The sequence below is a fragment of the Paraburkholderia tagetis genome (assembly GCF_022213065.1).
GTDB classification, from domain to species: Bacteria; Pseudomonadota; Gammaproteobacteria; order Burkholderiales; family Burkholderiaceae; genus Paraburkholderia; species Paraburkholderia tagetis.
This window is the reverse complement of sequence record NZ_JAKLJA010000015.1, coordinates 13243-39907: the sequence shown is the minus strand read 5'-3', so window position 1 is coordinate 39907 and position 26665 is coordinate 13243. Positions and strand designations below refer to the sequence as shown.

The window sequence follows — 26665 nt, the reverse complement described above, 5'->3', positions numbered from 1 at the left end:
TGCAGACCCGACCGCTGCGCGCGTAGCGAGCAGCGGGATGTGCGGGCCCTTTGTCACTATGTTTAAAGGTGCGGGGTGACGGATGCCCCGGAACCACTTCGCTTAACGGCAAGTGGTGGACTGCGTCACACTGGCGGTTTGAGCCGCTTTCTTTTGCCTACTTTTCTTTGCGGCTGCAAAGAAAAGTAGGTGCCGCCCCGCACAGGGGCAACCCAGGCAGACCGACACGAAAACAAGGAAACGCGAAAAAACCAGGAAACCCGAAAAAACCAGGAAACGCGCCAAGCAAGAAACCATCTAGATCGCCGCGAGCGCGCGCTCCCATATCTGCCGCGTGCGCAACCACACAAGCTCACGCCAGTCGGCATCAACAGGCATAAACGATTCAAACAGCGCACGGCTGATCGCCCGGCCTCGCGCGTCGCGCGGATCCCCATACAAATGCAGCCAGTGGTCATCGCGCAACGCCGTATGCATGGGCGCTTCCGGATAAGTGCCGCACTCGATCACAAGCTGCATCAAGTGCGTATCCGGCAACGCGTCCAGCAGCGCCTGCGAGGCGTATCCCGTCGCCCGAGCGACCACGCCAGTCTCGCTAATAGCCGCATCCGCGTGCGTAAGCAGCGTATAGAGCCACGGCCCGTAAAGACGCTGCGCGTCGGCCAGCGCGGGATACGCCGTTTGCGCAATCGCCATCAGCATCGGGTGGCCGAATGCGCCCGCCCCCGTGTGCAGATCGAACGAGATCGCGACCTGGGCGCGCTTGAGAAAGCGCTGCACGATCTCGTGCAGCGTCCGGTTGGACCATGTGGGCGCCTGGCCGCCGTAAAAAAGTCCATCGGCATGTCGATACTGGCCCGCGCCCACGATCGCCTGCACGCCCGACCAGCCGAGCGCTTCGACCTGCCGCGCCAGCTGCGCATCGGCGTGCTGTCGCTGCGGGCCGTCGATATCGCGGCACGCGTAGATTTCGTGCAGTTCCTCATAGCGCGAATTGACTGGCAGGGCCGCGCCGAAATCGACGTAGTTGCGATTCAGATCGACATTGTCTTCATTCACGCGCCTGACCCATGCGGTGCCCCACGGATTGATCAGGTGCACCATCATCACGGCGACGCCTTGCGGCAAGGTTCGGGCAGCCAGTTCGTGCAGCCATTGGGTCTGGCATGTCGAGCCGTAATAGCCCTCCACCCCGTGCGTGCCCGAAACGGCAACCAGCACGCGACGCGCGGCCGGGTCGCCGAGCCACGCGACGTCTGTCGCAAGCGCCTCGCCGTTGGGGCCTTTGAGCGGATGCGCATAGCTCGTCAGCGTTGCGCCAGCCATTTGTGCGGCGTGCAGAAAATGCTCGCGCTGGGCGTCGAAATCAGGTTCGACGGGAAAGCCGGTCTTCATGGAATCCTCTGCGGGTCATCAAATGTGTCGGGTGGGCAGTGAACCGCGCCGTTTCAAACGGCCGCCTTAAAGGCGTGCGCGGGCACGTCGCTCAACGCCAGCGTAACGTTGCCCAAAGGCTTCGCACAACAGAGCACCACCGCGCCCTCGGGAGGCGGGTCGAGCGGCGCGGTGGCGTATTCGACCTGGCCCTCCGCCAGCGGCGTCACGCAGGTATTGCAAATGCCGACGCGGCAACTGAACGGCACCGCGTAGCCATGCTGCTCCGCCAGTTCGAGCAGCGACTCGCAGCGGGCGTCCCAGGCCACGGGTGTCGCGTGGTGATGGAATCGCACAGTCGTTGCGTGCGCATCTATTTCGCGCTCGGCCTTATCGCTTTCGGTTGGCTCGGACGGTGCTTCGCGCGCGGGTTCCTGGTCGGCGTCGGCCTCCAGCACGGTGGCCGGGCCGAAGAATTCATAGTGGATGCGCTCGCGCGCCACACCGAGGCCGCGCAGGAGCCGCCAGTTCGCCTGCATGAATGCGGGCGGTCCGCATAGATACACTTCGTAGTCGTCGAGCGGCAGCAAGCCTTGCAATGTTTCGCGCGCGATGAGCCCCTCGCTGTCGAAGGCCCGCGCCAGGCGATCGTGCGCGGATGGCTGCCGATAGCAGATGTGCACACACTCGGCCGCCACCGCCGCCACTTCGCGCCCGAACGCGTGCACCGCGCCATTCTCGCAGCCGTGAATGAAATACACGCGCCGGTCCTGCGCCCCTTCCATCGTCCGCAAGCGATGCAGCATGCTGACGAGCGGCGTCAGGCCCACGCCGCCGCTCATCAGCACGACGGGCCGCGTGGTGTCGTCGCCGCACACGAACGCGCCCGACGGTCCGGCCACTTCGAGTTCGTCGCCGACCTGCACCGCATCGTGCAGGTACGACGAGCCGCGTCCCGCCGCCAGGTCCTCGCGCCCCGCCGGGGCCGGCTCGCGCTTGACCGAGATCCGCCAGCGCGCGGCGTCGGCGGGGTCTCCCGAGAGGCTGTACGTGCGCAGCAATCGCTCTCCGGACGGCAGAGGCAAACGCAGTGTCGCGAACTGCCCCGCCACGAACGGCGGCAAGGCCTCGCCATCGGCAGGCACAAGCTCGAACGAAACGATCGAGGCGCTTTCGCGCGTGCGTGCGTTCACGCGCAAGCGGCGAAAGCCCGTGGGCGCGCGGCCAGGCAATTCCAATACCCCCGCCTCCCTATTGACGACATCGCTCATGTCACGGCCCCACACGCTCGCGATTCACCCTGTGAATCGGCGCAAGCACGGGCCGCTCCGGCTTTTCGGTCTGCGTCTGCGGTTGCGGTTGCGGTTGCGGTTGCGGTTGTAGCTGCTTTTCGGCTTGTTTCGCGGCCTCCTGCTCGCGCTCGATCATCTGCCCGAGCGCGCGCCGAAAGCGCAGCGGTCCCGCGTCGATGGCGAGGTCGATATTCGGCGTGCGCGCGTTCTGCATGCCCGCGTGAACGGCCGTCAACACCGCGCGGTCTTCCTCGAACGCATGCCGCACGTCCTCGTCGAACTGGCGCGACACCTGCGCGTCGTCCGGCGCGAAGTTTCGCGTCTGGAACCAGTAGTAGCGCGTATGCGAGGCGTCCACCGGCGTCATGAAGTTATAGGAGTTCATCAGGAACACATCGGCATGGGGCGGCGCGTCGTCGCCGCCCGTGCCCGCCGGCGTGAAAACGGCCTTGATGATCGCGTGGGACGGAAAGCGCACCTCGTAATGCTGCTTACGGTCGCAACGCCCTTCGAAGCGCACGAACTGCGCATAGAACGGCGCCACCTCCACGTCGCGCATCCAGCGCGAGACCGTCACGCCGTGCGCCGCCACCTCCGTCTTGAGCGGCTCGGCCTCGCAGGCCACATTACCGAACGAAGAGCGATGCACCCACGCAACGTGCGACGGGTCCAGCAGATTGTCGGTGACGTAGAGGTAGTGGCAATCCACCGTCATCGCATCGCCGGGGTTCATGCCCCACGCCGGGTTGCCCCATTCGTCGATCTGCACGATCTTCGCGGGATCGGCCGCTTCGGGCTCGCCCATCCAGATCCAGAGCAGCCCATAACATTCGGCCAATGGGTAGCTGCGCACTTTCGCACCGTGCGGAATCCTCGGGCTGCCCGGCGCGCGCACGCAAGCGCCCTCGCAATCGAAGGTCAGGCCGTGGTAGCCGCACTCGACATGATCGCCGACGAGCCGCCCCATCGAAAGCGGCAGCTTGCGATGCGGACAGGCGTTTTCGAGCGCGACGGGCGTGCCGTCCTCGCGCCGATACAGCACGACGGATTCGCCCAGCAGGGTCACGGGCGCCAGCTCGCGCGTCACTTCTGCATCCCATGCCGCGACGTACCACGCATTCCTTAGAAACATTGCATTGCCTCTTTCCAGGTTTCGGTTTCGGTTTCGCTAACTCGTTTCCAAGGATAAAAAGCCAAAACACAAAAGAATAGATGTAAAAACCTGACCGTTCGTTTAGAGTTTCTAAAACGTGAACACCCACCCGACGCTTCAGACGATGACGAAATGACGAAATGACGAAATGACGACGAACAGCTTTCCTCCATTGCGCGCGCTGCAGGTCTTCGAGGCAGTCGGCCGTTGCGGCGGCATCACCGAAGCGGCGCGACGCCTGGGCATTTCCGCCGGCGCGGTCAGCCAGCAGATCAAGCTGCTTGAAGACACGCTGGGCCTGCGTCTCACGCAAAAGGACGGCAAGCGGCTGCGCCTCACCGCCATTGGGCGGCAGTACCACGAGAGTTGCGCGGCGGCATTCGAAAGCCTGCGCGTGGCGCACGCCGAAATAGAACGTGCGAAGAACACGCGCAATCTGAGCATCAGCGCCCTGCCTTCGCTGCTGTCGAAGTGGCTCGCACCACGCATGCTCGAATGGCAGCGCCAGCACCCCGATCTCAGTGTGTATCTGGACGGCACGCATACGGAGCCGTCGCCGGACGGTTATGAAATCGACTTTCGCATCAGCTACGGCGAGCGGGTCGTGAATGCCGAGAACGCCGTCGAGCTGTTCCGCGATTGCGTGGTGCCCGTGTGCAGTCCGGGCCTGCTGGCGTCGGGCGCGCCGCTCGAGACCCCGGCGGATCTGCTGGCCTACCCGCTGATATCGGTGGATTGGCTGCCGAAGTTCGCATCGCCGCCGTCGTGGCGCGACTGGTTCGTCGCCAACGAGGTCGATTGCGGCGAGTTCGACGAGAACCGCCTCGTGTTCTCGCTTTCGAGCGTGGCCATTCAGGCGGCCATCGACGGCTATGGATTCACGCTCGCGCAAGGCGCCATGATCAGCGACGACCTGGCCGCCGGCCGCCTCGTCATGCCCTTCGCAGTCGGGCTCTCGCTGCCTTCGCCCTACTTCCTCACGTGGAAGCCGAACGCCTTCGACACGCCCCATTGCCGTAATTTTCACCGCTGGCTCGTCACGCGGGGAAAAGAGCAGCAGCAACGCAACGAGAGCATGCTGCGCGTGGTTGCGTGAGCCCCTGCTTGCGCCCCGCTTGAGCCCCTGCTTGAACCCTGCTTGAACCCTGCTTGAACCCTGCTTGAACCCTGCTTGAACCCTGCTTGAGCCCTGCTTGAGCCCCCACTTCGCGCTTTCCCCCAAAACCACCTACTCTTAATGGCATATCGGGCCCTTTGCCCGTCCGGACGTTCCGATGCGCGGTCATCGCCCCACCCGGGCGGCGGAGCACGACGCGCCTCCGCCCCATGCTCGCCACCCGAGCCTCGCACGCCACCCCCGCCACTCGCTACCGGCGCGGATCGCGCGCGCCGCGCTCTTCGCGGCGCTGATGGTCGTTTGCGCGGCAGTGGCAGCGCTGAGCGCCGTGGCTCAAGCCCAGCCGGCCCCGGCGGCAGCGCGGGGCGCGGTGGTCGTGATGACCGTCAGCGGCGCCATCGGCCCCGCCAGCGCCGATTTCATCGTGCGCACGCTCGAGCGTGCGGCGCAGCAGCACGCGCAGCTCGCGATTCTCCAGCTCGACACCCCGGGCGGCCTCGATACCTCGATGCGCCAGATCATCAAGGCGATTCTCGGCTCGCCCGTGCCGGTGGCCGCGTTCGTCGCGCCGGGCGGCGCACGCGCCGCGAGCGCGGGCACCTATATCGTCTACGCAAGCCACGTCGCGGCCATGGCGCCCGGCACCAACCTGGGCGCCGCCTCGCCAGTGCAGCTCGGGATCGGCGGCGGCATTGGCGGGGGGCCGGGTAGTCCCGGTAATCCGGGTATCCCGGGCGCGGCCTCCGGCACCAAGGCCAACGACAACGCAACCAACAACGCCAACGACAACGCCTCCACCGAGGCCCGCAAGGTCATGCACGACGCCACCGCGTATATTCGCAGCCTCGCGCAACTGCGCGGGCGCAACGTCGCGTGGGCGGAGCGCGCGGTGCGCGAGGCGGTGAGCCTGTCCGCCAGCGAGGCGCTCGATCAGCACGTAATCGATCTCATCGCTGAAGATCCCGTCGATCTCGCGCACAAGCTCGACGGCCGCGCGATCGCCACCCAGGCCGGCACGGTGCGCCTCGCGACCGCGCACGCGCCGCTCGTGTACGTCGTGCCCGATTGGCGCAATCACTTCCTCTCCATCGTCGCCGATCCCAACGTCGCCCTGATCCTGCTGACGATCGGCATTTACGGCCTCTTCTTCGAATTCGCGAATCCGGGCTTCGTGCTGCCCGGCGTGGCGGGCGGGATTTGTCTGCTGATCGGCCTGTTCGCGATGCAGCTCCTGCCCATCAACTACGCGGGGCTCGGGCTCGTGATGCTGGGGCTCGCGTGCCTGATTGCCGAGGCGTTTCTGCCGACCTTCGGCGTGCTCGGCTTCGGCGGCATCGTCGCGTTCGCGGTGGGCGCGCTCATGCTGATCAACACCGACGTGCCCGGCTACGGCATTCCGATCCCGCTGATCGCGGGCCTCGCGCTAGGCGGCGCGGCGTTCGTCGCGGCCGTCTCGAGCGTGGCGCTGCGCGCGCGGCGGCGGCCCGTCGTGACCGGATCGGAAGCCATGGTCGGCGCGATCGGCGAAATCATGGACGACGGCCTGAAGCCCGATCGCCGCTCTGCCGATGCCGATGCCAACGCCAAGACCAACGCCGACGCCGACGCCAAGACCAACGCCGACGCCGACGCCAACACCAACGCGGCCCGCGCCCAGTCGCCCGGCGCCGCCAGCCATGCCGCTTTGGCCTCGGGCTGGGCGCGCGTGCATGGCGAGCGCTGGCGCGTCGCCTGCGCGGTGCCGCTCGCGGCGGGCAGCCAGGTGCGCGTGACGGCTCGCAACGGTCTGATGCTGACCGTCACGCCGCTGCAAGACGCACCGCCGCAGCCGCTCAAGCGTGGCAGATGGCGAAGCGGGCGCGCGGACGAGAAACCCGCACACGAAGCACATCAGGGAGGACATCCATGATCGGCTACACCTTCGGCTTCACGAGTCTTTTGATCGTGCTGGCCATTCTGCTCGTCGTCTCGGCCATTCGCATCTTCAGGGAGTACGAGCGCGGCGTGGTGTTCATGCTCGGCCGCTTCTGGAAGGTCAAGGGGCCGGGACTCGTGCTCATCATTCCCGTCGTGCAGCAGGTGGTGCGCATCGACCTGCGCACGGTCGTGTTCGACGTGCCCTCGCAGGACGTGATCACGCGCGACAACGTCTCCGTGAAAGTCAACGCGGTGGTCTACTTCCGCGTGGTCGATCCGGAAAAGGCCGTGATTCAGGTCGCGAAATTCTTCGAGGCCACCAGTCAGCTCGCGCAAACGACACTGCGCGCGGTGCTCGGCAAGCATGAACTGGACACGCTGCTCGCGGAGCGCGACCAGTTGAACGCCGATATCCAGAAGACGCTCGATTCGCAGACCGACGCATGGGGCATCAAGGTCTCCACGGTCGAGATCAAGCACGTGGACCTGAACGAGACGATGATCCGCGCCATTGCGCGCCAGGCCGAAGCGGAGCGCGAGCGCCGCGCCAAAGTAATCCATGCGGAAGGCGAACTGCAGGCATCCGAAAAACTGCTGCAAGCGGCGCAGCGTCTCGCGCAGCAGCCGCAGGCCATGCAACTGCGCTATCTGCAGACGCTCACCACCATCGCCGCCGACAAAAACTCGACCATCGTGTTCCCGCTGCCGATCGATCTGCTCAGCGCGCTGGTGGAACGCCTCAACGCGCCGCGCGAGCCTTGAACGCTCGCATGGGCGGTCCGTCCCTTGCTGCTTAGGGAAGGCAAGCGAAGCTAGGCAATACAAAGCAACGCGCGCGGCGGCGGGCGTCGCGGCATGAGATTTGCCTCCTGCTTCATCAGCGACCCATAGCAACCCATGCGATCGCGCTGAACGTTTAGATCAGGTCGACTCATGAAGAAAGCAGATCACCCTTCCACGCGGCGCAAAGGCGGCCGCCCGGCGCGGCAGCGCCATGCGCAGGCCAGTTCCGCAAAGGCGCGCGCGCAAGATACGAACGGCGCCACGAAACGCTGGTCACAACAGGTGACCGATTCGAGCGACGTTCTGGATCTCGAATCGGGCATATTCAAATCCAGCAGCGCCGAAGCGATTGCGCTCTCGCTGAAGGAATCGGCACTGCGCAGCCGCCGGCGCAAAGGCACGCCATTTCAATCGGCCATGTCCATGCTGAACTTCTATATCAATCGCGCCGGCCGCAATCTGCCGAAGTCGCGCCGGGACACGCTTCAAAAAGCGAAGGGAAAGCTGCGCGAGGCGTTCGGCCGCAAACCCTGAGCGGCGCGGGCTCAACCGCAGGCTCAACACGGGATCAACGCCAGGCTCAACCCCAGGCTCAACGCTTGCGCCTTCGCCTCGCATAGGGTGTCAACGAGGTTCTTGCCATGTCAGGGCCAGAGAGACGCGGCGAACATCCTGGGGCAGCGCATCGCCCTGCGTCCGGCTCGGTCCCCCGCGCGGTCTACTACGCACTCGCTTCGAACGTCGTCGTCGCGCTCAGCAAATTCGCCGCCGCGGCCTGGACCAACTCGGGCGCGACCCTTGCCGAAGCCGTCCACTCCAGCGCGGATTGTGTGAATCAGGTCTTGCTGATCCGCGGCCGGCGCGCGGCCGTGAACGCCCCGGACGATCTGCACCCATTGGGTTTCGGACGCGAAACGCACTTCTACGCGATGCTCGTCGCGCTGCAATTCTTTATCGTCGGCGGACTCGGTTCCGTGGGCATCGGCGTCTGGCGGCTATGGCGGCCCGCCGGCCTCGAACACGCGCTGGTCGCCATCGGCGTGCTGGCGATGTCGGCCGTGGTCGAGGGCAGCGCCTTGCGGGCCACGATTCGCTCGATCGACAGGAAACGACGCACGTCCGGGCTATGGCGCTGGTTTCACGAGACCGGCCAGCTCGAAGTGATGCTTTCGATTGGCGAGGACGCCGCCGCGCTCGCGGGCGTGCTGATCTCGTTCGTCGGCATTGGCCTTGCGGCGCTCACCGGCCAGACGGTGTTCGATGCGCTCGGCAGCATCGGCGTGGGCATCGTGATGATGGCGACGGCCATGGTGTCGTTACGGGAGATCAAGTCGCTGATCGTCGGCGAGGCTGCGCGCCTTCGCGATCGCGAGGCGATACGCCGGTGGCTCGAAAAGTGTCCCGAAATCGAGCATATTGTGAGTCTGGTTGTGCTGCGCTGGTCGGATAGCTTTGTGATCGCCGTGCAGGCGCGACTCGTTGCACACGGCAGTGCTGATGATCTCGTGCGCACCATTGATCGCATCGAGAATGGCTTGCAGGAGACTTTTCCTGCCGCGCGCTGGATTTTTTTCGAGCCTGAATTGAGTGAGCTTGGCGAGCATCCGGCGTAGGGGCAGCCTGTATTTCGTGGGGATGGTTTTTTCGCGGTTCCTTGTAGGCGTGGTGGCTTTTTCGCGGTGGCTATTGTCGCGGTGGCTATTGTCGCGTTTCCTTGTATTCGTGTCGGTCTATTAGCGTTGCCCCTGTGCGGGGCGGCACCTACTTTTCTTTGCAGCGGCAAAGAAAAGTAGGCAAAAGAAAGCCGCTCACACCGCTAGTGTTACGCAGTACACCTCTTGCCCATCATCGGAGCGGTTCCGGAGCGTCTGTCACCACGCGCCGTACAACAGAGTGACTAAGGGCTCATTCCTCCGGCGGCGCTACGCGCGCCGTGGGGCATAACTCCAAACAATCAGGATGCCTGTGCATTGACGCAGTGCATGCGCCTTCGAGTGCCCAGGCAGAACCCTTGGTTTCCCATGCAGACCCGACCGCTGCGCGCGTAGCGAGCAGCGGGATGCATGAGTCCTTTGTCACTCAGTTTAAAGGTGCGAGGTGACGGATGCCCCGGAACCACTTCGATTAACGGCAAGAGGTGTACTGCGTCACACTGGCGGTTTGAGCCGCTTTCTTTTGCCTACTTTTCTTTGCGGCTGCAAAGAAAAGTAGGTGCCGCCCCGCACAGGGGCAACACTAATAGACCACCGCGAATACAAGGAAACGCGAAAAACCAGGAACCACGACACAGCCACCAAACCAGAAAACCCATATTCGATTGTAAAAGCAGCCAGACATGAACGGGCACACTCGGCCCGCCCTCAATCCCCCTTCATCCCGCCTTGAGCGCAGAACCGCAGACGCTTTCAATCAGCGCGCTAAGCTGCCCAGCAGTAAACGGCTTTCGCAGGGCAGCGCATTGAAGCCCGGTTTCCTCGGCCGGCGGCGCCTCATTCCCCGAAGCGAATATCACATTCAGCCGCGGATGCAGCCGCAGCGCGGCTTTCGCGAGATCGATTCCCGAGCCCCCTCGCAAGGCGATATCGGCAATAAGCACCTGCACCGCATCGTCCTCCAATTCGCGCATCGCCTCTTGCTCGTCGCCTGCCTGCCGCACGTCGTAGCCCATTTCCGCGAGCAGCTCGCACACGGCTTCGCGAGACGCGGATTCGTCGTCGACCACGAGGAGGGTCGGCCGCGCCTGCACTCCAGCGCAAGCATCCGGCTGCTCGCCGGCGGCGTGGGTCCCGGCTTGACTCGTGGACTGATTCGCAGATTGATCCCCGGCTTGGGTCGCAGCTTGGGCCGAGGCTTGACTCGCAGCCTGATTCGCAGCCGCCAAACCGAGCACATAACGGACCTTGCCCGCGAGCTGCGCGCGGCTATACGGCTTGCTCAACAGATGCACGCCCTCGTCCAGCCGTCCGCTATGGACGATGGCGCTTTGCGCGTACCCGGACGTGAACAGCACCTTGAGGCCCGGCACCGCGTGCGACGCCATGCTCGCCAGTTGCGTGCTGCTCAGGGGGCCCGGCATGACGACATCGGAAAAGAGCAGGTCGATCTTCACGCCGCTTCTCACGATGGCCATGGCGCTTTGCGCATCGTCCGCCTTGAGCACGGTGTAGCCCAGTTCGTCGAGCGTTTCGACCACGGCTGCCTGTACGTAGCTGTCGTCTTCGACCACGAGAATGGTTTCCGTGCCGCCCGCGATTCGCAAAGGCTGCGCCGGCTCCAGTTCGACGACGCGCTGCGTCGACCTCGGCAGCCACACCTTGACGGTCGTTCCGTGCCCCGGCTCGCTGTAAATGCGCATGTCGCCGCCGCTTTGCTTGATGACGCCGTAAGCCATGCTCAAGCCGAGGCCCGTGCCCTCGCCCTCGGGTTTGGTGCTGAAGTACGGTTCGAACGCACGTTCGAGCACCTCGGGGTCCATGCCCGTGCCCGTATCGCTCACTGCGAGCATCACGTAGTGCCCTGCTGCGACGTCGGTCGCAACGGGGCCGCCCTCACCATCGAGCGTGACGTTAGTAAGTTCCAGCGTAAGTTTCCCGCCTTCGGGCATGGCGTCGCGCCCGTTGATGGCGAGATTGAGGACGACCGTCTCCAGTTGATTGGGGTCCACGAGCGTATTCCAGAGATCGTCGGCGACGGTGGTCTCCACTTCGGTCAGTTCCCCCAATGCGCGCCGCAGCATGTCCTCCATATTGCGCAGCATGTTCGCGAGGTTCACCACGCGAGGCTGCAGTGCCTGGCGGCGGCCAAATGCGAGCAGTTGCGAAGCGAGATTCGCGCCGTGCTCCACGGCGCCGATGGCTTTGGACAGACGCTCGCGCGAGGCGGGATCGTGCCCGTGACGCCGTTCGAGCAGTTCGAGGTTGCCGCGCAACACTTGCAGGACGTTGTTGAAATTATGCGCGACACCCCCGGTGAGCTTGCCGATCGCTTCCATTTTTTGCGCTTGCAGCAGCGCGGCGCGCGCATGTTCGAGCTGCTCCTGAGCCGCCTTGCGCTCGGTGACGTCGCGCGTGATCTTCGCGTAGCCCACCAGCTTGCCGTGCTCGTCGCGAATCGCGTCGATCACGACATTGGCCCAGAAGCGGCTACCGTCCTTGCGTACGCGCCAGCCCTCGGTCTCGAAGCGCCCCTCCTGCGCGGCGATCTCCAGACTGCGTTCCGGCAGGCCCTGCTCGATGTCTTCAAGCGTATAGAAGCGCCGAAAATGCGTACCGATGACCTCGCTCGCCTGGTATCCCTTGATACGTGCCGCGCCCGTATTCCAGTTCGTCACGTTGCCTTCGGGCGAAAGCATGAAGATCGAATAGTCGGTGACGCCCTGCACGAGCAGCCGGAACTTGCGCTCGCTTTCCTTGAGCGCGTCGTAGGCGAGCCGTTTGTCGGTCACGTCGCGCACGATCTTGGCGTATCCGGTAAGCGTGCCGTCCGGGTCGCGCAGCGGCGTAATGAGTATGCTGGCCCAAAAACGCGTGCCGTCCTTGCGCAAGCGCCATGCCTCAGCCTCGAACTGGCCCGTCTCGCGGGCCTTTCGCAACGCCGCTGCGGGCACGCCGGCCTCACGATCTTCGCGCGGATAAAAGACCGAAAAGTGCTGCCCGATAATGTCGGCTGCGTCGTAGCCCTTGATACGCTCAGCGCCAGCATTCCAGCTCGCCACTTCGCCGGTCTTCGTCAAGCGAAAAATCGCATACTCGGAAACGCTCGCGACCAGTGCCCTCTCCCAGCAGTTTTCGCGCTCGGGCCATGCTTGGTTCATGCGATTCTCCTTGATCGCCTTCATTCACCGTGCGATTCGCGCCGTTGGCGGATCCGGCGAGGGTGATCCACGATGGGGTGTCGTCCGGCCGACGACCGGCACGCGTGCCATAGGAGGTTCGAGCGCAAGCGCCATTCCGCGCATGCCGAAAGCGGCGCATTCCGCGCGCGCTGTGCGACCCGCTGTGCGACCCGCTGTGCGACCCGCTGTGCGACCCGCTGTGCGACCCGCTATAAAACCCACTGTACAACCCGCTGTACCGCCCAATTGAACGGCTCCTGTGTACGTTGGGCATTGTGCCACGCGGGCACACTCGTTGCTCGGACGAGTGAAACCGCGAAGCCACGCCGGTCTCGACGCGGGCATGAGCTTGAAGCGCCACCGCCAAAGGACGAAATCGCATGACGATCGGCTGCCCCGAGTGCGGGGCACTCCAGGACATTGCGCCGCTCGCGCCGCGCAGCGTCGCGCGCTGCCGCATCTGCCGCTATCCGCTCGAGCGGCGCAGCGGCCGCAGCGTGGACGCGGCCCTCGCCTGCGCGGCCACCACGTTTGTTCTGCTGTTTCCGGCCAATCTCGCGCCGCTGATGACGGTTCATATGCTGGGCGCGGAGCGCTCATCGCTCCTCGCTTCCGGAATCGTGTCGATATGGCGCGACGGCTGGCTCATGCTGGCCCTGCTGCTCGGCGCGTTCGGCATCGTCCTGCCCTTCGTGCGCTTCGGCGGCCTCGCGCTCGTGCTGGCCGCGGTACGCTTCGGCTGGCGCTTCAGGGGCATGGGGCGGCTGTTGCGCTGGACGATCCGGCTCGACGCGTGGTCCATGCCCGATGTGTATCTCGTGGGCTGCTTCGTCGGCTATGCGCGCGTGACGCAAAACCTCACCGGCACAATCGGCGCGGGCGGCTACTGCTTCATCGTCGCGGCGTTGATGTCGATGCTCACGCGCGCCACGCTCGATCGCCGCACGCTCTGGCGCGCGCTCGGCGCGGAACACACGCTGCGCGCGGGCGAGCGTGCCCTGTCGTGCACGGTCTGCGATCTGGTCATGCCCGTCACGCACGAAAACCAGCCGTGCCCGCGCTGCGGACTGAAGCTGCACAAGCGCAAACCCGACGCCGTCGTGCGCGCGGCGGCCCTGTCGCTCGCGGCGCTCGTGCTCACAGTGCCGGCCAACCTCTATCCGATGACGGTATCGCTGCAACTCGGCCAGCACGGCGCCCACCGGATCGTCGACGGCGTCTATCAGCTCTTCGACTCGGGCCTCTGGCCGTTCGGCATCCTGATCATTTGCACGAGCATCATCATTCCGGTGGCCAAGGTCATCGGCATGGGCTGGTTCATCGTTTCCGTGCGGCGGCGCTCGCGCCGGCATCTGCGGACGAAAGCGCATCTGTATCGCTGGATCGACGAACTGGGCCGCTGGTCGAACGTCGACGTCTTCACGATTGCCGCCTTCGTGCCGCTGATCCGCTTCGACGGCATGGCGTGGGCACGGCCCGCGATTGGCGCGACGGCATTCGCGCTGGCCGTGGTGCTGACGATGGCGGCATCGCACGCGTTCGACCCGCGCATGATGTGGGACGTGCATAGCCGGAGCCGGTCATGACGGGCGCGCGAGCGCATCGCACCCAGGCCGAAGTCCGGCGCAGCGCCTGGCCGGGCTGGATCTGGGCGGTGCCAATCGCGGCGCTCGCGGTAACGGGGTGGCTCGGCATACGGGCGCTCGTGCACCAGGGGGAAACCGTCATCGTCACGTTCGACAACGCGTATGGCATGAAGGCCGACGACACAATCGTCACGCTGCGCGGCGTGAAGATAGGCGAAGTCTCCAGCGTGGCGCTCACGCCCGATGGACGGCGCGTGGAAGCGAAACTCGAAATCGACCGCACGGACAAGCAGTATTTGCGCGCCGGCACGCAGTTCTTTCTGCGCGGCGCCCAGGTGGATCTGAGCGACCCCTCGTCGATGAAGGCACTGCTAGCCGGACCCGAAATCGTCATGGAGCCCGGCTCCGGCAAACCCGCCACACACTTCGACGGCGGCGACCGCCGGCCTGCGCTGGCGCCGCTGCACGGACCGATGGTGAGCTATGCCGTGCGCTTTGCGGGCGCCGCCGGCGAGCTAAAAAGTGGCGCGGACGTGCAATTGCGGGGCTTTCGCGTGGGCACGGTCACTGGCGTGCGCCTGAACTACGACGCTCGAACGGGCACGCTGGGCACGCTCGTGCAAATCGAGCTCGACCCATCGCAACTGGGCATTGTGGGCGTCAAAGCACCTGCCAACGGCGACTGGCGGCCGATTGTCGACAGCATGCTCAAGCGCCTCGTCGCCCAAGGCTTGCGCGCGCGTCTCGCGCAGGACCCGCCGCTCGTCGGGCCGCGCAAGGTCGAACTCGACATCGTGAACGGCGGGAACGGCACGAACGGCGCGCCCGCCGCCACGCTCACGGCCGAAAACGGCGTGCCCGTGATTCCGGACGTGGCGTCGCCGGACCTCGACAGCATCACGGCGAAGGCCAACGACGTGATCACGAAGATCGACGCGCTGCCGATCAAGGAAACCGGCGACCAGGTGCGTAGCATCGCGGCGCACATCGATGCCTTGAGCGGCTCGCCGCAAATTCGCGAAAGCCTCACGCACATCGACCGCTCGGTGGCGCAGATCGACCGCACGCTACAGCAGGTATCGCCGCAGATCGGACCGCTGGTAGCGCAATTGCGCGAGACCGCGAATGCGGCCGACAGCACCGTCGCCGCCGCGAACCGCACGCTCGGCGGCGATGCATCGAGCCAGGACGATCTGCCCGCGGCCTTGCGCGAGCTGACCGACACGGCGCGATCGGTGCGGGCGCTGGCCGACTATCTCGACCGTCATCCCGAAGCGCTGGTGCGTGGCCGGCGCGAGGAGTAGCGGTCATGATGCGCGGCTTCGTGAGAGCGGCGGGACGCGCGGACGGCGTGGTGGCCGTTGTTGCGGACGTGGCTGCGGACGTGGCTGCCGCCGTTGCTGCGGCCGTTGCTGCGGCGTCGGTGAGCGCGATGCTCGTGGTTATGCTTGTGCTTGCGGGCTGTGGGCATAGCCCGCCAACGCGTTATGTCACGCTGAGCGCGGCGCCTGGTGAAGTGCCTGGTGAAGTGGCTGGCGGCATGCGCACGATATCGCCGCTGCAACTGACGGCGGTTCACATTCCCGCCGAGCTCGATCGACCCGAAGTGGTGACGCAGGTCGCGCCCAATCGGCTGACGATCGACGACAACGTCCGCTGGGGTGCGCCGCTTGCCAGGATGATACGGCGCACGCTCGCCGAAGACCTCGTGATGCGCTTGCCAGCCGGTGCGTTTGTGTTTCCGGATGCGCCAGCTCCGGCCGGCACGCGCACGCTGATCGTCACAGTGTTGAGCGCCCAGGCTAATGCGGGCGCGACATTGAAGTTGGAGGCGGCGTGGAGTGTGCTGGATCGGAAGCAAAGTGGGAGTGCCACGCTGATGCGACAGGTGAAGCTCGAAACGCCAATCGCAGGTAATGATGCAGTGGCGCAGGCCGCCGCGCTGAGCCGTATTCTCGGGATGCTGGCTGATCGGATCGTGGTGTCGGTGTATTGAAGTTGGTTTTTTGGTGTGGATCGTTGGGTGTTGGCATTTCCTTGTTTTCATGTCGGTCTATTAGTGTTGCCCCTGTGCGGGGCGGCACCTACTTTTCTTTGCAGCCGCAAAGAAAAGTAGGCAAAAGAAAGCGGCTCACACCGCCAGTGTGACGCAGTACACCTCTTGCCGTTAAGCGAAGTGGTTCCGGAGCATCCGTCACCTCGCACCTTCAAACTGAGTGACAAAGGACTCATGCATCCCGCTGCTCGCTACGCGCGCAGCGGGAGGGTATGCAAGGGAAACCAAGGGTTCTGCCAGGGCACTCGAATGCGCATGCACTGCGTCGATGCACAGGCATCCTGATTGTTTTGGATTATGCCCCACAGCGCGCGAAGCGCCGCCGGAGGAATGAGCCCTTAGTCACTCCGTTGTATGGCGCGTGGTGGCAGACGCTCCGGAACCGCTCCGATCACGGGCAAGAGGTGGACGGCGTCACACTAGCGGTTTGAGCGGCTTTCTTTTGCCTACTTTTCTTTGCCGCTGCAAAGAAAAGTAGGTGCCGCCCCGCACAGGGGCAACGCTTGCAGACCACCGCGAATACAAGGAAACGCGAAAAAAATAAACCAGGCACTACACGTAATCGCTACAAGCAACACCGAGCGCAAAAAAAAACCCACCCCAAGGCACGCCCAATGCGCGCTTACCACACGCCCCTTTAATCAGGAGCCCGACATGCAACATTACATCTCAAGATATCCGCGCTACGCGGTCACAGCCACATGCACGAGCCTCTTGCTCGCAAGCGCAATCGCCCTGGCCCAGTCCAGCCCAGGAACACCCCACCCGAACGTCCCACCACCACACGGCCTGGTCGCCGGCGCCCCATCCGCCGGCACCAACGCAAGCGACACGATCATCACGGCGCGCGCGCGAGCCGCATTGCTCGGCACCGACGGTTTGAACTCAAACGACGTGCAAATCACCACGAATCGCGGCGTCGTGACCCTCACGGGCACAGTAGCCGACGATGCACAGAAGCGCCGCGCCGCCAGCGTCGTGCAGGAGATGGACGGCGTGACATCGGTCACCAACGCGCTCCAGGTCGGCAAGCCCTCGCACTAACGGCAAGCAGCGAGCGCACGAAAACGCTGAAAAGCACCCCAAAAGCGCCTGAATACGCACCATCAGCGCGCGTGCGCAGCCCCTTGCGCGCTCTGCTTTTCACGCAGATAACGCCCCAGCACATACCCCGCCGTCGAGCCGTGCAGCACCACGGAAATCACGATCGCGTCGAGCGCGGCGGGCAGCACCGCGCGCAGCGTCTCGCCCGCCTGATCGATCCCCCACAGCGCGTAGTAAAACGCGCCCACGCCGCGTATGCCCATCCATGCCATGAGGCGGCGCTGTTGCCCATCCGCGCGTGCTCCGGTCATGGCCGCGAGCACGGCCACGGGCCGCACGAGAAACACGAGCACCAGCGCATAGAGCACGGCATGCGGTTCCAGCATCTCGCGCCAATGCGCGGAGACCACGCAGCCGATAATCAGCAAGACGGAAAACTCGGCGAACCGCTCGATTTCCAGCGTGAAGTCGGTAATGCCCTGCGCGAGCCATGCATGCGCGCGCTGCGGATCTTTCGCGACTTCAGTGCGCTCGCCATGCTGCACGTTGCCGAGCGCCTCGGCCGGGCGTTGCGCGCCCGTCGCGCGCAATTCCTCGTGGCGCAGCGCGACGCCCGCGGCGAACACCGCCACGAAGGCATAGGCATGCACGAGCAGCGCCACGCCATAGACCACCGACATGAGGCCGATCGCGATAAAGCCGTCGAGCCCCACCGCCTCGCCGTAGCGCGTGCGCAAATGCAACACCAGCCGCACGCAGAGCATGGCGAACGCCACGCCGGTCAGCACGGCGCCCGCCACGCCCCACGCGAGCGACCCTGCAAACGCCGCCACGCTTTGCATGCCGCTCACGCGCACGCCGCACAGCGCAAGGCCGAGCATGGCGAACGGCAGCGCCGCGCCGTCGTTCAGGCCGCCTTCGCCCGAGAGCGCGAAGCGCACGGGTTCGGCGTCGCCGGCTTCGTGCACGCGCAGTTCGTTGGCGAGCACCGGATCGGTGGGCGCGAGCGCCGCCGCAAGAAACAGCGCGACGCCGGGCGGCAAGCCGCTCGCCCAGGCAAACGCGAACATCAGCGCGACGGTGAGCGCCATGGCCGGCACGCCGAGGCGCAGCGGCAAACGCCAGAGGCGGTCGCGCAATGGCACCCGCAGGTGCATGCCCACCGAGAACAGCGAGATGACGAGCCCGGCCTCGGCGATCACGACGAGCGTGCGCACGCCCTGCGCGAGATCGGCATGCACGAGGCCAAGGCCGCCCGGTCCGACGACCACGCCCACCGCCAGATAGATCATCGCGCCCGTGAGCGGCAGCCGTGCGATCGGCCCGCGCGCCAGCGCCACGAACATCAACAGCACGCCGACAACCAAAAACCACAGTGCTTCTTCCACCATTCAGGGCCTGGCCTCGCGCTTCACGCCGCGTGCAGCCGCGCTTTCGTCCAGTTGAGCGCGCCGCCATGCAGCAGATAGTCGACCTGCCGCGGCGTCATCGCATGGCGAACTTCGATCTGGCGATTTTTCGCAGCGATCCTGACGATCAACGGACTGCCCGACGAGAGCGCCGCGTGAATGTCCTCGACGTGCAGCACGTCGCCGGACTCGATCGCGTCGTAATCGCCGCCATCGGCGAAAGTCAGCGCGAGAACCCCGAAGTTCACGAGATTCTGCGCATGAATGCGCGCGAAGCGCTTCGCGATCACCATGCGCAGGCCGAGAAAGCGTGGCGCCAGCGCCGCGTGCTCGCGGCTCGATCCTTGCCCGTAGTTGCTCCCGCCCACCACGCAATGGTCGCCGGTGTCGTGCGCGCGCTGTGCATAGGCGTCGTCGATGCGCTCGAATGCGAACTCCGCAATCCTCGGAATATTGCTGCGAAACGGCAGCACGCGCGCGCCCGCGGGCAGGATCTCGTCGGTCGATACGTTGTCGCCCATCTTCAGGAGCACGGGCAGATCGAACGCGTCGGGCAGCGCGTCGAACTCCGGCAGGCTCGCGATGTTGGGGCCCTTGTGCAGCGCGACCGTGGCCGCTTCGCCGCGCGCGAGCGGTTTTTCGAACAGCGCGCGGTTGACGATTGGCGCATCGGGGTCGGCAATGCGCGGATAGGTCATCTCCAGCGTGCGCGGGTCGGTGATCTGGCCCGTGAGCGCCGAAGCGGCCGCGGTCTCGGGGCTCACGAGGCAGACCTTGTCTTCGGGCGTGCCCGAGCGGCCCGGGAAGTTGCGCGGCACCGTGCGCAGCGAAAACGTGTCGGTGGCGGGCGCCTGGCCCATGCCGATGCAGCCGTTGCAGCCGGCCTGATGCAGGCGCGCGCCCGCGCGCAGCAGTTCGAGCACGCAGCCCTCGCGGGTCAGCAATTCGAGTTGCGCGCGCGAGGTGGGATTGATGTCGAACGACACGCGCGGATGCACGACCTTGTCGTCCATGATGGCGGCCGCCACGGCGAAATCGCGGTAGCCGGGGTTCGCCGACGAGCCGATATAGCACTGGTGCACGGGCTCGCCCGACACCTGCCACACGGCGCGAACGTTGCCGGGGCTCGAAGGCAGCGCGATCAGCGGTTCGAGCGACGCGAGATCGATTTCCTCTTCGATGTCATAGGAAGCGTGCGGATCCGCGAGTAGTTCGCGCCAGTCGCTCTCGCGCTGCCATGCATGCAGGAAGCGCCGGGTTTCGCGGTCGGACGGAAAGACGCTGGCGGTCGCGCCCAGTTCCGCGCCCATGTTGGCGATGACATGACGGTCCATCGCGCTCAAGCCGTCGAGGCCCGGCCCGTGGTATTCGATGATCCGGCACGTGCCGCCGTCCACGCCATGGCGGCGCAGCATCTCCAGGATCACGTCCTTGGCGCTCACCCAGTCGGGCAGGCTGCCGGTGAGCCGCACGCCCCAGATCTCGGGCATGCGCGTGAAAAACGGTTCGCCCGCAATGGCCTGCGCCACTTCCAGGCCGCCCGCGCCAATCGCCAGCATGCCGATGGCGCCCGCCGCGCACGTGTGGCTGTCCGAACCCAGCAGCGTGCAGCCGGGCTTGCCGAAATTCTCCTGATGACACGGATGGCTCACGCCGTTGCCCGGCCGCGAATACCAGAGGCCGAAGCGCTGGGCGGCGCTGCGCAGGAACAGATGATCGTCCGCGTTGCGGTAGTCCTCCTGGATCAGGTTGTGATCGACATACTGAACGCTCAGCTTGGTGCGCGCATAGTCGAGCCCCATGGCTTCCAGCTCCAGCATCACGAGCGTGCCGGTGGCGTCCTGGGTCAGGGTCTGGTCGACCGAAATGCCGATTTCCTCGCCGGCCTGCATCCGGCCGTGCACGAGGTGAGCTTCAATGAGTTTCTGAGCGACATTGAGATCCATGGTGCTTCCCCGAAACTTGAGTGGTGCGTTGAGTGGTGCGTTCGTCGAATGCAACAGCGCACGCATCGCGCGTGCCTGTCTCGTAGACGCCCTCAGTCGCCCCCAGCCGCCCCCGCCGCCCTCAGCCGCCCTCAGCCGCTTACCTGCGCCTCATCGGCCATCGCCTCCCCCTGCGCCGCCTCGACGGCGTGCGTCGCTGCCGCGATTTCCGCCACGAGCGGCAGATGATCGGATGCCACGCGCGCTTCGCCGTCGCGATACGCGCGCACGCTCACGAGCCGCGCCACCGGGTGCATCCAGATGCGATCGAGCGCGAGCAGCGGCCAGCGCGTGTGGAAGGTGGCCGGCGCGGGCGCGGCGCGGAAATGCTCGGTGAGCATGCGAAAGGCGCGCCGCCACAGCAGCCATTCGTTGATGTCGCCCGCCAGAATCACCGGCAGCCCCGGCCGGTCGAACGCGGCCAGCAGTTGCGCGATCTGCGCGCTGCGCTCGCGCAGGCCCAGGCCGAGATGCGTCGCCACCACCCGCAGCGGCTCGCCGTCCACGAGGATGTCCACGTCGAGCGCGCCGCGCGGCTCGCGGCGGCCGAACGAGAGATCGAGCGTGCGGGTCTCCGTGATCGGCCAGTGCGTGAGCACCGCGTTGCCGAAGCGCCGCGAGGGCGTGTCGAGCGTCGGGCCGGCCACGGCCTGGGCACCCGTGGCTTCGCTCAAGGCCGCGAGCACCGGCGAGGACGCGGCGGAGGTCGCGCCTCCGAGCGGCACCTCCTGGAGCGCGGCCACGTCGGCGTCGATCTCCTGGAGCACGCGCGCGATGCGCTCGGGCGCGCGCACGCGGTCGGTGCCCACCGCGCCGTGAATGTTCCAGGTGACGAGGCGCAGCGGCGCGGCCGCAGCATCGGGCGCGGCCGCCTTGGCCCGCACAGCGGCGCGCGCAGTGGCGGGAATCGACGGGTCACGTGTGGTGTCGCTTGCGATGTTGCTTGCGGTGTTGCTTGCGATGTCGCGTGCGGTGTCATTCACGGACCTCATTGGCGCCCTCCCAGAAAGCGTTTCAGCGCGACCGAAAACCCCACGAGCGCAACGCCGATGGCGACCAGCATCGCGACCGAGCCCGGCGCGGGATGGCGCACCGCGGCGGCGAGCTGTTGCGCGAAAGCGGTTCCCAGCACGATGCCCGGCCCCATGCCGATGAGCGTGCCGAGCAGATAGTCGCGCAGCGCGATATGCGAAGCGCCGGCCGCGAGATTGACGAGCACGAACGGCGCGAGCGGCAGCAGGCGCAGCACGACCACGGCGGCGAGCCCCTGGCGCCCGAGCCGCTTCGAGAGCCGGTTCAGCCGCGAACCCGCGCGCCGCCGCACGGCTTCGCGCCCGGCCCAGCGGCCGATGGCATAGCTCACGAGCGCGGCAAGAAGCGAGCCCGCCAGCGCATAGAGACTGCCCGCCAGCGCACCGAACAAGAGCCCCGCGCAGACGATCAGCACCGTGACCGGCACCGAGGCAATCGCCGCCAGCGCATACGCGCCCACCACGAGCACGGGACCGAAACGCGTCGCCGCGAGCGCGCGCGCCGCCTCGCCCACGCGCGTAAGGCTCACGAACTGCGCGAGCGGCGTGTAATGCCAGGCCAACGTCATCGCCACCGCGAAGAGCGCGCACAGGCCGAGCAGCAGCAGACGCGCCGTGACCGGACGGCCGCCGCGCCCCGGCACGAACTGGCGCACCACTTCATCGGGCACGGCGGGCCGCTCGGGGTCGACCACGGCGCTCTCCGGCACCCACTGCTCAAGGCCGGGCGACACGCTCGGCTCAAGCGTGCTCAAAGTGCGCGCCCCGCCGCCGAGGCTCGCGATCACGCGGTGAATATCGCCGTCGAAGCGCTCGAACGCGGCTTCCACCTGCGCGCGCGTCACGCCGAGGTGCTCGGCGAGCAGGCCGTTGCGCATCGCCGCGATGGCCCGGCGCACACGCGCATCGCCCGCCGCCTCGAGCGCGACATCGCATTCGGTGTCGAGCACCATCGAGCGGTTGTTGAAATTGGCGCTGCCGATCACGAGCAATTCGTCGTCGACGATCATCAGCTTGCTGTGCACGTTGATGAAGGCGTCGCCGAGCCCTTCGATCCACGGCGCGTAGAGTTGCAACCGGCCCAGGCTATCGGACTCGCGCAAGCGCCGGTACAGGCGCGCGCGCAGCGTCCCCATGGTCGCGGACTGAAGCCAGCCCGTCTGCTCGCGGGGCAGCACGGCGGCCACCGTCGGCGCATCGGGCCGCGCGAGCCGCGCTTGCAGCGCGTCGGCCAGCGCGCTCGCCGTGAAGTACTGGTTCTCGATATAGATCGTCTTGCGCGACGCCCCAATCGCCGCCCGGTAGAGCGCATGAATCTGCTGGCAACCCGTGCGGCACGTGTGCGGCGCGCAGGTGAGCGCGATGCCGAGCCAGACGTCCTCGATGTCCGGCGCAAAAGCCGGCGGCCAGAGAGCCTGGTCGCTGGGGTCGTCCTGGTTGTTCGGGTCGTCCTGGTTGCTCGGGTCGTCCTGGTTGTTCGAGTCGCTCGGGTTGCTCGGGTTGCCCCCGTGGTTCGGAACGCTCGCGTTGTCCTGCGCGCCTGATCCGTGCTGCGCGCGTGCTGCGGCAGCGTCCGCAAGCGAGGTGTCTTGCAGATCGTCGATGTCCTGCGCGGCGGCGTGGCGCCCGACCACCTGCGCCTGGCGCCAGCGCTCGGCCGCGAGCGCGCCCACGGCGCGCGCGGCGTCGCCGTCGAACATGACCTGCACGTCATGGCTCGGAGCATAGGGCTGACGCGTCCCGTTGCGGCGCCGCGGATCGTGCGGCGCATGCGCGGACGTATCCCAGCGCGAGCGCGTGAGATCGATCCCGCCCACGAAGGCGAGCCGATCGTCCACGACCACGAGCTTTTGATGATGCGAAGCGCCTGGCGGGTGCTGCCCGTCGAGCCGGAAGTGCATGCGCCTGCCGCTGCGCCAGCCGAGCTTGAACGCGGGCAGCCATTCGCGCTCCAGCGCGTAGAGCATGGCGAAGTCCCACGCGAGAATGCGCACGCGCAAGGCCGGGCGCGCGGCGGCGACAGCGGCCAGAAAATCGCCGAGCGGCTGCGGATAGCCGTCGCCGGCGCCGCCGGGCACCAGTTCGAGGCGGCTGTCGATGTCCCACCCGACGATGGTCACACTGTGGCGCGCCCGCACGATGGCCGAGCGCACGGCGGCGAAATAATCGGCGGCGTCGACGAGCAGCCGCAAGCGCGCCGCGTGGCAAATCGAGCGACACGTCTCGCCGGCATGCAGGACCTGCAGATGAGGCGCATCGGTGTCGGGCGACATATCGGGCGATACGGCGAACGCGCCACGCGTGGCGTCGCCGCTCAGGGGCGAGACCCCGCAAGCCCGTTCATGGTCCGGAATCTGATTTCCCCACATTGATGAAGCGGTGCCCGGCGTTGCTGTCGATGCGGACTGCCCTCGGAATGAGGGGGCATAGCCGGGGCATAGCCGTTGCCTCCTGGATTGTGTTTGGCGTAGTGGGGAGTGCGCAACGCGCGTGCCGGAGCCTATTGGTGGGGTTTCCTTGGCTCTCCTTCGCGTTTGCTTCGCGTTTCCTTCGCGTTTCCTTGTTTTCGTGTCGGTCTGCCAGCGTTGCCCCTGTGCGGGGCGGCACCTACTTTTCTTTGCAGCCGCAAAGAAAAGTAGGCAAAAGAAAGCGGCTCAAACCGCTAGTGTGACGCAGTACACCACTTGCCCATTATCGAAGTGGTTCCGGGGCATCCGTCACCTCGCATCTTCAATGTTAGTGACAAAGGGCTCATCCATCCCGCTGCTCGCTACGCGCGCAGCGGTCGGGTCTGCATGGGAAACCACGCGTGCTGTCTGCGCACTCGAATACGCTTGCGCAGCATCGATGCACAGGCATCCTGATGGTTTTGGGTTATGCCCCACGGCGCGCGTAGCGCCGCCGGAGGAGTGAGCCCTTAGTCACTCTGTTATACGGCGCGTGGTGGCAGACGCTCCGGAACCGCTCCGATTAAAGGCAAGTGGTGTACTGCGTAACACTAGCGGTTTGAGCGGCTTTCTTTTGCCTACTTTTCTTTGCCGCTGCAAAGAAAAGTAGGTGCCGCCCCGCACAGGGGCAACGCTAATAGACCGACACGAACACAAGGAAACGCGACAATAGCAAAAGCGAAAAAGCCACCCCTTCCAATCCATCAACGCTCCGGCAACGACACAACGAACTCACTACCGAGCCCGGGGCCCGCGCTGCGCGCCTCGACGCGCCCGCCGTGATGCTCAACGAGCTGCTTCACCATCATGAGCCCGATCCCGAGTCCCCGTTTGCCTCGCGCCGTATCGCGGTGCGCCTGCACGAACATCTCGAAGACGTGCCCAAGCTGCTCCTTCGGAATCCCCGCGCCGCTGTCGCGCACCGAGATGAGCACCTGGTCGCTGCCGTCGCGGGTCACGGTCAGCCATGCCTGCGCGCCTGGTTCGCTGTATTTGGCCGCGTTATGCAACAGATTCGCGATGATCTGCGTGAGGCGCACGCTGTCGGCCGTCAGCATGACCGGCGCTTCGGGCAGCGAGACCGTGAGCGTCTGCCGGTTCTCATCGAAATACGGCCTGCACGACTCCACCGCACTGCGCACCGCATCGGCCAGCGCGGTGGGCCGCATGTCGAACTCGAGCTTGCCCTGGGCGATGCGCGAGAGGTCCAGCAGATCGTCCACGAGACGGGTCACCTGATGCACCTGCCGGTTCAGGATCTCGGCGATGCCTTCGGGCGCTGGCGCAGCCGCGTTATTGCGCAGCAAGAGTTGCGCCACGTTGCTGATCGACGCCAGCGGATTGCGCAGCTCGTGCGCGAGCGTCACGAGAAATTCGTCCTTGCGGCGATCGGTCTGGTGGGTGAGGTTCACCTGCTCCAGCGCACCGGTCATTCGCTGCGCGGCGGCTACGAACGCGCCCAGGTCGCCGAGAAAGCGCGCATCCTGAGCGTCGAATCTTTTGTCATACGTGTGCGTGGCCGCCCAGACCGCGCCCACGATCTCGCCGTCGATGGCGCAGGGCACGATCAACGCTTCGTGAATCTGCGGCTCGACGCGGCGCAGCGCCGCAAAGTAGCGCGCGGGCTCGCGAACCAGCAGGACCGTGTTGCGCTCGATGGCGGTGCCGCAAGGCGTCTCGTCGAGTCGCGCGCCGCGGCCGGCGCAGGACGCAAGCGGACCGGCAATCGCGACGAGGCGCAGAACGCTTTCCGCCTCATCTCTTCCGCCGCGTCCACCTCGTTCGCCTCTTTCCCCCCGCTCACCCTTCTCGCCCCGCTCACCCGTCATGCGCGGCTCGATCATGGTCACGCCGGCGGAATCCGCGCGGCACCGGTCCAGCGCGAGTTCGGCCACGGTTTGCGGGACGCGCCGCGCATTGACGGCCATCTGCTTTCCGAGCCCGCTCAACGCCGCGCACTCGGCTTGATAGTTACGCATTGCGATGGGCCGGCGCGAAAGGTCCTCGGTAACGAGCACTGCATCGGCGGTCACGACATCCGGGCTATCGCGGTTCATGCTGACTCCGTGCGTGAGACGGAAAAAATCGTGTGGGCAAGAGAGAGGGCCTGCAACATCAGATTCGCCGGATAAACCAGACGTGCGAGGCGTGCGCGGCGAATCAGACGCTAACGGAAGTAATGGAAGCGCGAATCAGCGCGTCGCCATCCGTAAGATACGAAACGAACTCTTCAAGCCGTGCGGGCGTGATTCCCGTGAGTTCGAGCGTCAGCGATTCTTCGATCCGCTCTCTGTCGACGTGGGCACGCCACGCCGATACCGTGACGCCGAACTTCACGACGCCACGCCAAATGGGCACCGTCTGCAGATTGCCGATGCCCGCGCATACCACGAGACAATATTTTTTCATTGTGGCGCTGTCGTGTCCGCCGCTGTCGTGTCCGCTATGGTGTCCGGTGTCCGCCGCCGGGACCCTGTCCGTTGAGCCACCTTTAAGGACAGCGTAGTTGAATCCGGAAGCAATGGATATGGGCACAGCGCCTCTCCAGCCTGTACGTATGGGACCCGTTACGGCCAGGCGCGCCACCGAAAGCCTGCGGGCGATGCGGCTTTGGCGACGAATTTACGCGTTTCCGCA

General features: G+C 65.8%; 19 protein-coding genes. 9 read left to right on the top strand and 10 right to left on the bottom strand.

Features of this window, described 5'->3' with window-relative positions; genetic code table 11:
• Window positions 1-297: 297 nt before the first annotated feature.
• Genes L5014_RS18825 through L5014_RS18815 form a run of 3 tightly spaced genes read right to left on the bottom strand, consistent with a single transcriptional unit; the run spans window position 298 to window position 3798 of the window.
• Window positions 298-1395, bottom strand: a complete 1098-nt coding sequence (locus L5014_RS18825; RefSeq protein ID WP_238465253.1) for a DUF2817 domain-containing protein — start codon at window positions 1393-1395, stop codon at window positions 298-300.
• 53 nt (window positions 1396-1448) lie between these two features.
• Window positions 1449-2645, bottom strand: a complete 1197-nt coding sequence (locus L5014_RS18820; RefSeq protein ID WP_238465252.1) for a 2Fe-2S iron-sulfur cluster-binding protein — start codon at window positions 2643-2645, stop codon at window positions 1449-1451.
• A 1-nt stretch (window position 2646) separates the two neighbouring features.
• Window positions 2647-3798, bottom strand: coding sequence for an aromatic ring-hydroxylating dioxygenase subunit alpha (locus L5014_RS18815; protein ID WP_238465251.1), 1152 nt, complete (start codon window positions 3796-3798; stop codon window positions 2647-2649).
• A 169-nt stretch (window positions 3799-3967) separates the two neighbouring features.
• On the opposite strand from L5014_RS18815, the gene L5014_RS18810 reads away from it, so the two are divergent.
• The 5 genes from L5014_RS18810 (at window position 3968) to L5014_RS18790 (ending at window position 9249) form a co-directional block, all read left to right on the top strand.
• Window positions 3968-4915: a LysR substrate-binding domain-containing protein gene (locus L5014_RS18810; RefSeq protein WP_238465250.1), complete on the top strand. Its 948-nt coding sequence runs from the start codon at window positions 3968-3970 to the stop codon at window positions 4913-4915.
• Window positions 4916-5093: 178 nt separating this feature from the next.
• Window positions 5094-6845 (top strand): NfeD family protein, encoded by a 1752-nt coding sequence (locus tag L5014_RS18805; RefSeq protein WP_238465249.1) that lies wholly within the window; start codon window positions 5094-5096, stop codon window positions 6843-6845.
• Window positions 6842-7615: a slipin family protein gene (locus L5014_RS18800; protein WP_238465248.1), complete on the top strand. Its 774-nt coding sequence runs from the start codon at window positions 6842-6844 to the stop codon at window positions 7613-7615. The genes L5014_RS18805 and L5014_RS18800 overlap by 4 nt, the downstream gene beginning before the upstream one ends.
• Window positions 7616-7786: 171 nt before the next feature.
• On the top strand, window positions 7787-8170 hold the full coding sequence (locus L5014_RS18795; RefSeq protein ID WP_238465247.1) for a DUF3175 domain-containing protein: 384 nt from the start codon (window positions 7787-7789) through the stop codon (window positions 8168-8170).
• Window positions 8171-8277: 107 nt separating this feature from the next.
• Complete coding sequence (locus tag L5014_RS18790; protein WP_238465246.1) at window positions 8278-9249, top strand: cation diffusion facilitator family transporter; 972 nt, start codon at window positions 8278-8280, stop codon at window positions 9247-9249.
• A gap of 758 nt (window positions 9250-10007) precedes the next feature.
• On the opposite strand, the gene L5014_RS18785 is transcribed toward L5014_RS18790, so the two are convergent.
• Entirely contained in the window at window positions 10008-12449 is a 2442-nt protein-coding gene (locus L5014_RS18785; RefSeq protein ID WP_238465245.1) for a PAS domain S-box protein, read from the bottom strand.
• Window positions 12450-12850: 401 nt separating this feature from the next.
• Between L5014_RS18785 and L5014_RS18780 the strand changes: the two genes are divergently transcribed.
• From L5014_RS18780 to L5014_RS18765, 4 genes are all read left to right on the top strand, one after another.
• On the top strand, window positions 12851-14056 hold the full coding sequence (locus L5014_RS18780) for a paraquat-inducible protein A (protein ID WP_238465244.1): 1206 nt from the start codon (window positions 12851-12853) through the stop codon (window positions 14054-14056).
• Entirely contained in the window at window positions 14053-15360 is a 1308-nt protein-coding gene (locus tag L5014_RS18775) for an MlaD family protein (protein WP_238465243.1), read from the top strand. Before L5014_RS18780 ends, L5014_RS18775 begins: the two co-directional genes overlap by 4 nt.
• 5 nt (window positions 15361-15365) lie before the next feature.
• A complete protein-coding gene (locus L5014_RS18770; RefSeq protein WP_420800096.1) occupies window positions 15366-16052 on the top strand; it encodes a PqiC family protein in 687 nt (228 codons plus the stop codon).
• Window positions 16053-16766: 714 nt separating this feature from the next.
• Window positions 16767-17156: a BON domain-containing protein gene (locus L5014_RS18765; RefSeq protein ID WP_238465242.1), complete on the top strand. Its 390-nt coding sequence runs from the start codon at window positions 16767-16769 to the stop codon at window positions 17154-17156.
• A 62-nt stretch (window positions 17157-17218) separates the two neighbouring features.
• On the opposite strand, the gene L5014_RS18760 is transcribed toward L5014_RS18765, so the two are convergent.
• The 6 genes from L5014_RS18760 to L5014_RS18735 form a co-directional block, all read right to left on the bottom strand.
• A complete protein-coding gene (locus tag L5014_RS18760) occupies window positions 17219-18547 on the bottom strand; it encodes a cation:proton antiporter domain-containing protein (protein ID WP_238465241.1) in 1329 nt (442 codons plus the stop codon).
• Between the two features lie 20 nt (window positions 18548-18567).
• Entirely contained in the window at window positions 18568-20511 is a 1944-nt protein-coding gene (locus tag L5014_RS18755; protein ID WP_238465240.1) for an aconitate hydratase, read from the bottom strand.
• Between the two features lie 131 nt (window positions 20512-20642).
• A complete protein-coding gene (locus L5014_RS18750; RefSeq protein WP_238465239.1) occupies window positions 20643-21542 on the bottom strand; it encodes an endonuclease/exonuclease/phosphatase family protein in 900 nt (299 codons plus the stop codon).
• Entirely contained in the window at window positions 21539-23950 is a 2412-nt protein-coding gene (locus L5014_RS18745; protein ID WP_420800095.1) for a VTT domain-containing protein, read from the bottom strand. The genes L5014_RS18750 and L5014_RS18745 overlap by 4 nt, the downstream gene beginning before the upstream one ends.
• Window positions 23951-24732: 782 nt before the next feature.
• Window positions 24733-26085: a GAF domain-containing sensor histidine kinase gene (locus L5014_RS18740; protein WP_238465238.1), complete on the bottom strand. Its 1353-nt coding sequence runs from the start codon at window positions 26083-26085 to the stop codon at window positions 24733-24735.
• Between the two features lie 103 nt (window positions 26086-26188).
• On the bottom strand, window positions 26189-26437 hold the full coding sequence (locus L5014_RS18735) for a hypothetical protein (RefSeq protein ID WP_238465237.1): 249 nt from the start codon (window positions 26435-26437) through the stop codon (window positions 26189-26191).
• Window positions 26438-26665: the final 228 nt, after the last annotated feature.

What these genes read in the sequence shown, in the direction of transcription:
- L5014_RS18800 (WP_238465248.1), top strand. Translation starts at nt 6,842, where the DNA reads ATGATCGGCTACACCTTCGGCTTCACGAGTCTTTTGATCGTGCTGGCC.
- L5014_RS18740 (WP_238465238.1), bottom strand. Translation starts at nt 26,085, where the DNA reads ATGAACCGCGATAGCCCGGATGTCGTGACCGCCGATGCAGTGCTCGTT.
- L5014_RS18785 (WP_238465245.1), bottom strand. Translation starts at nt 12,449, where the DNA reads ATGAACCAAGCATGGCCCGAGCGCGAAAACTGCTGGGAGAGGGCACTG.
- L5014_RS18810 (WP_238465250.1), top strand. Translation starts at nt 3,968, where the DNA reads ATGACGACGAACAGCTTTCCTCCATTGCGCGCGCTGCAGGTCTTCGAG.
- L5014_RS18815 (WP_238465251.1), bottom strand. Translation starts at nt 3,798, where the DNA reads ATGTTTCTAAGGAATGCGTGGTACGTCGCGGCATGGGATGCAGAAGTG.
- L5014_RS18760 (WP_238465241.1), bottom strand. Translation starts at nt 18,547, where the DNA reads ATGGTGGAAGAAGCACTGTGGTTTTTGGTTGTCGGCGTGCTGTTGATG.
- L5014_RS18755 (WP_238465240.1), bottom strand. Translation starts at nt 20,511, where the DNA reads ATGGATCTCAATGTCGCTCAGAAACTCATTGAAGCTCACCTCGTGCAC.
- L5014_RS18790 (WP_238465246.1), top strand. Translation starts at nt 8,278, where the DNA reads ATGTCAGGGCCAGAGAGACGCGGCGAACATCCTGGGGCAGCGCATCGC.
- L5014_RS18775 (WP_238465243.1), top strand. Translation starts at nt 14,053, where the DNA reads ATGACGGGCGCGCGAGCGCATCGCACCCAGGCCGAAGTCCGGCGCAGC.
- L5014_RS18735 (WP_238465237.1), bottom strand. Translation starts at nt 26,437, where the DNA reads ATGAAAAAATATTGTCTCGTGGTATGCGCGGGCATCGGCAATCTGCAG.
- L5014_RS18770 (WP_420800096.1), top strand. Translation starts at nt 15,366, where the DNA reads ATGATGCGCGGCTTCGTGAGAGCGGCGGGACGCGCGGACGGCGTGGTG.
- L5014_RS18825 (WP_238465253.1), bottom strand. Translation starts at nt 1,395, where the DNA reads ATGAAGACCGGCTTTCCCGTCGAACCTGATTTCGACGCCCAGCGCGAG.
- L5014_RS18750 (WP_238465239.1), bottom strand. Translation starts at nt 21,542, where the DNA reads ATGAGGTCCGTGAATGACACCGCACGCGACATCGCAAGCAACACCGCA.
- L5014_RS18820 (WP_238465252.1), bottom strand. Translation starts at nt 2,645, where the DNA reads ATGAGCGATGTCGTCAATAGGGAGGCGGGGGTATTGGAATTGCCTGGC.
- L5014_RS18805 (WP_238465249.1), top strand. Translation starts at nt 5,094, where the DNA reads ATGCGCGGTCATCGCCCCACCCGGGCGGCGGAGCACGACGCGCCTCCG.
- L5014_RS18765 (WP_238465242.1), top strand. Translation starts at nt 16,767, where the DNA reads ATGCAACATTACATCTCAAGATATCCGCGCTACGCGGTCACAGCCACA.
- L5014_RS18745 (WP_420800095.1), bottom strand. Translation starts at nt 23,950, where the DNA reads ATGTGGGGAAATCAGATTCCGGACCATGAACGGGCTTGCGGGGTCTCG.
- L5014_RS18780 (WP_238465244.1), top strand. Translation starts at nt 12,851, where the DNA reads ATGACGATCGGCTGCCCCGAGTGCGGGGCACTCCAGGACATTGCGCCG.
- L5014_RS18795 (WP_238465247.1), top strand. Translation starts at nt 7,787, where the DNA reads ATGAAGAAAGCAGATCACCCTTCCACGCGGCGCAAAGGCGGCCGCCCG.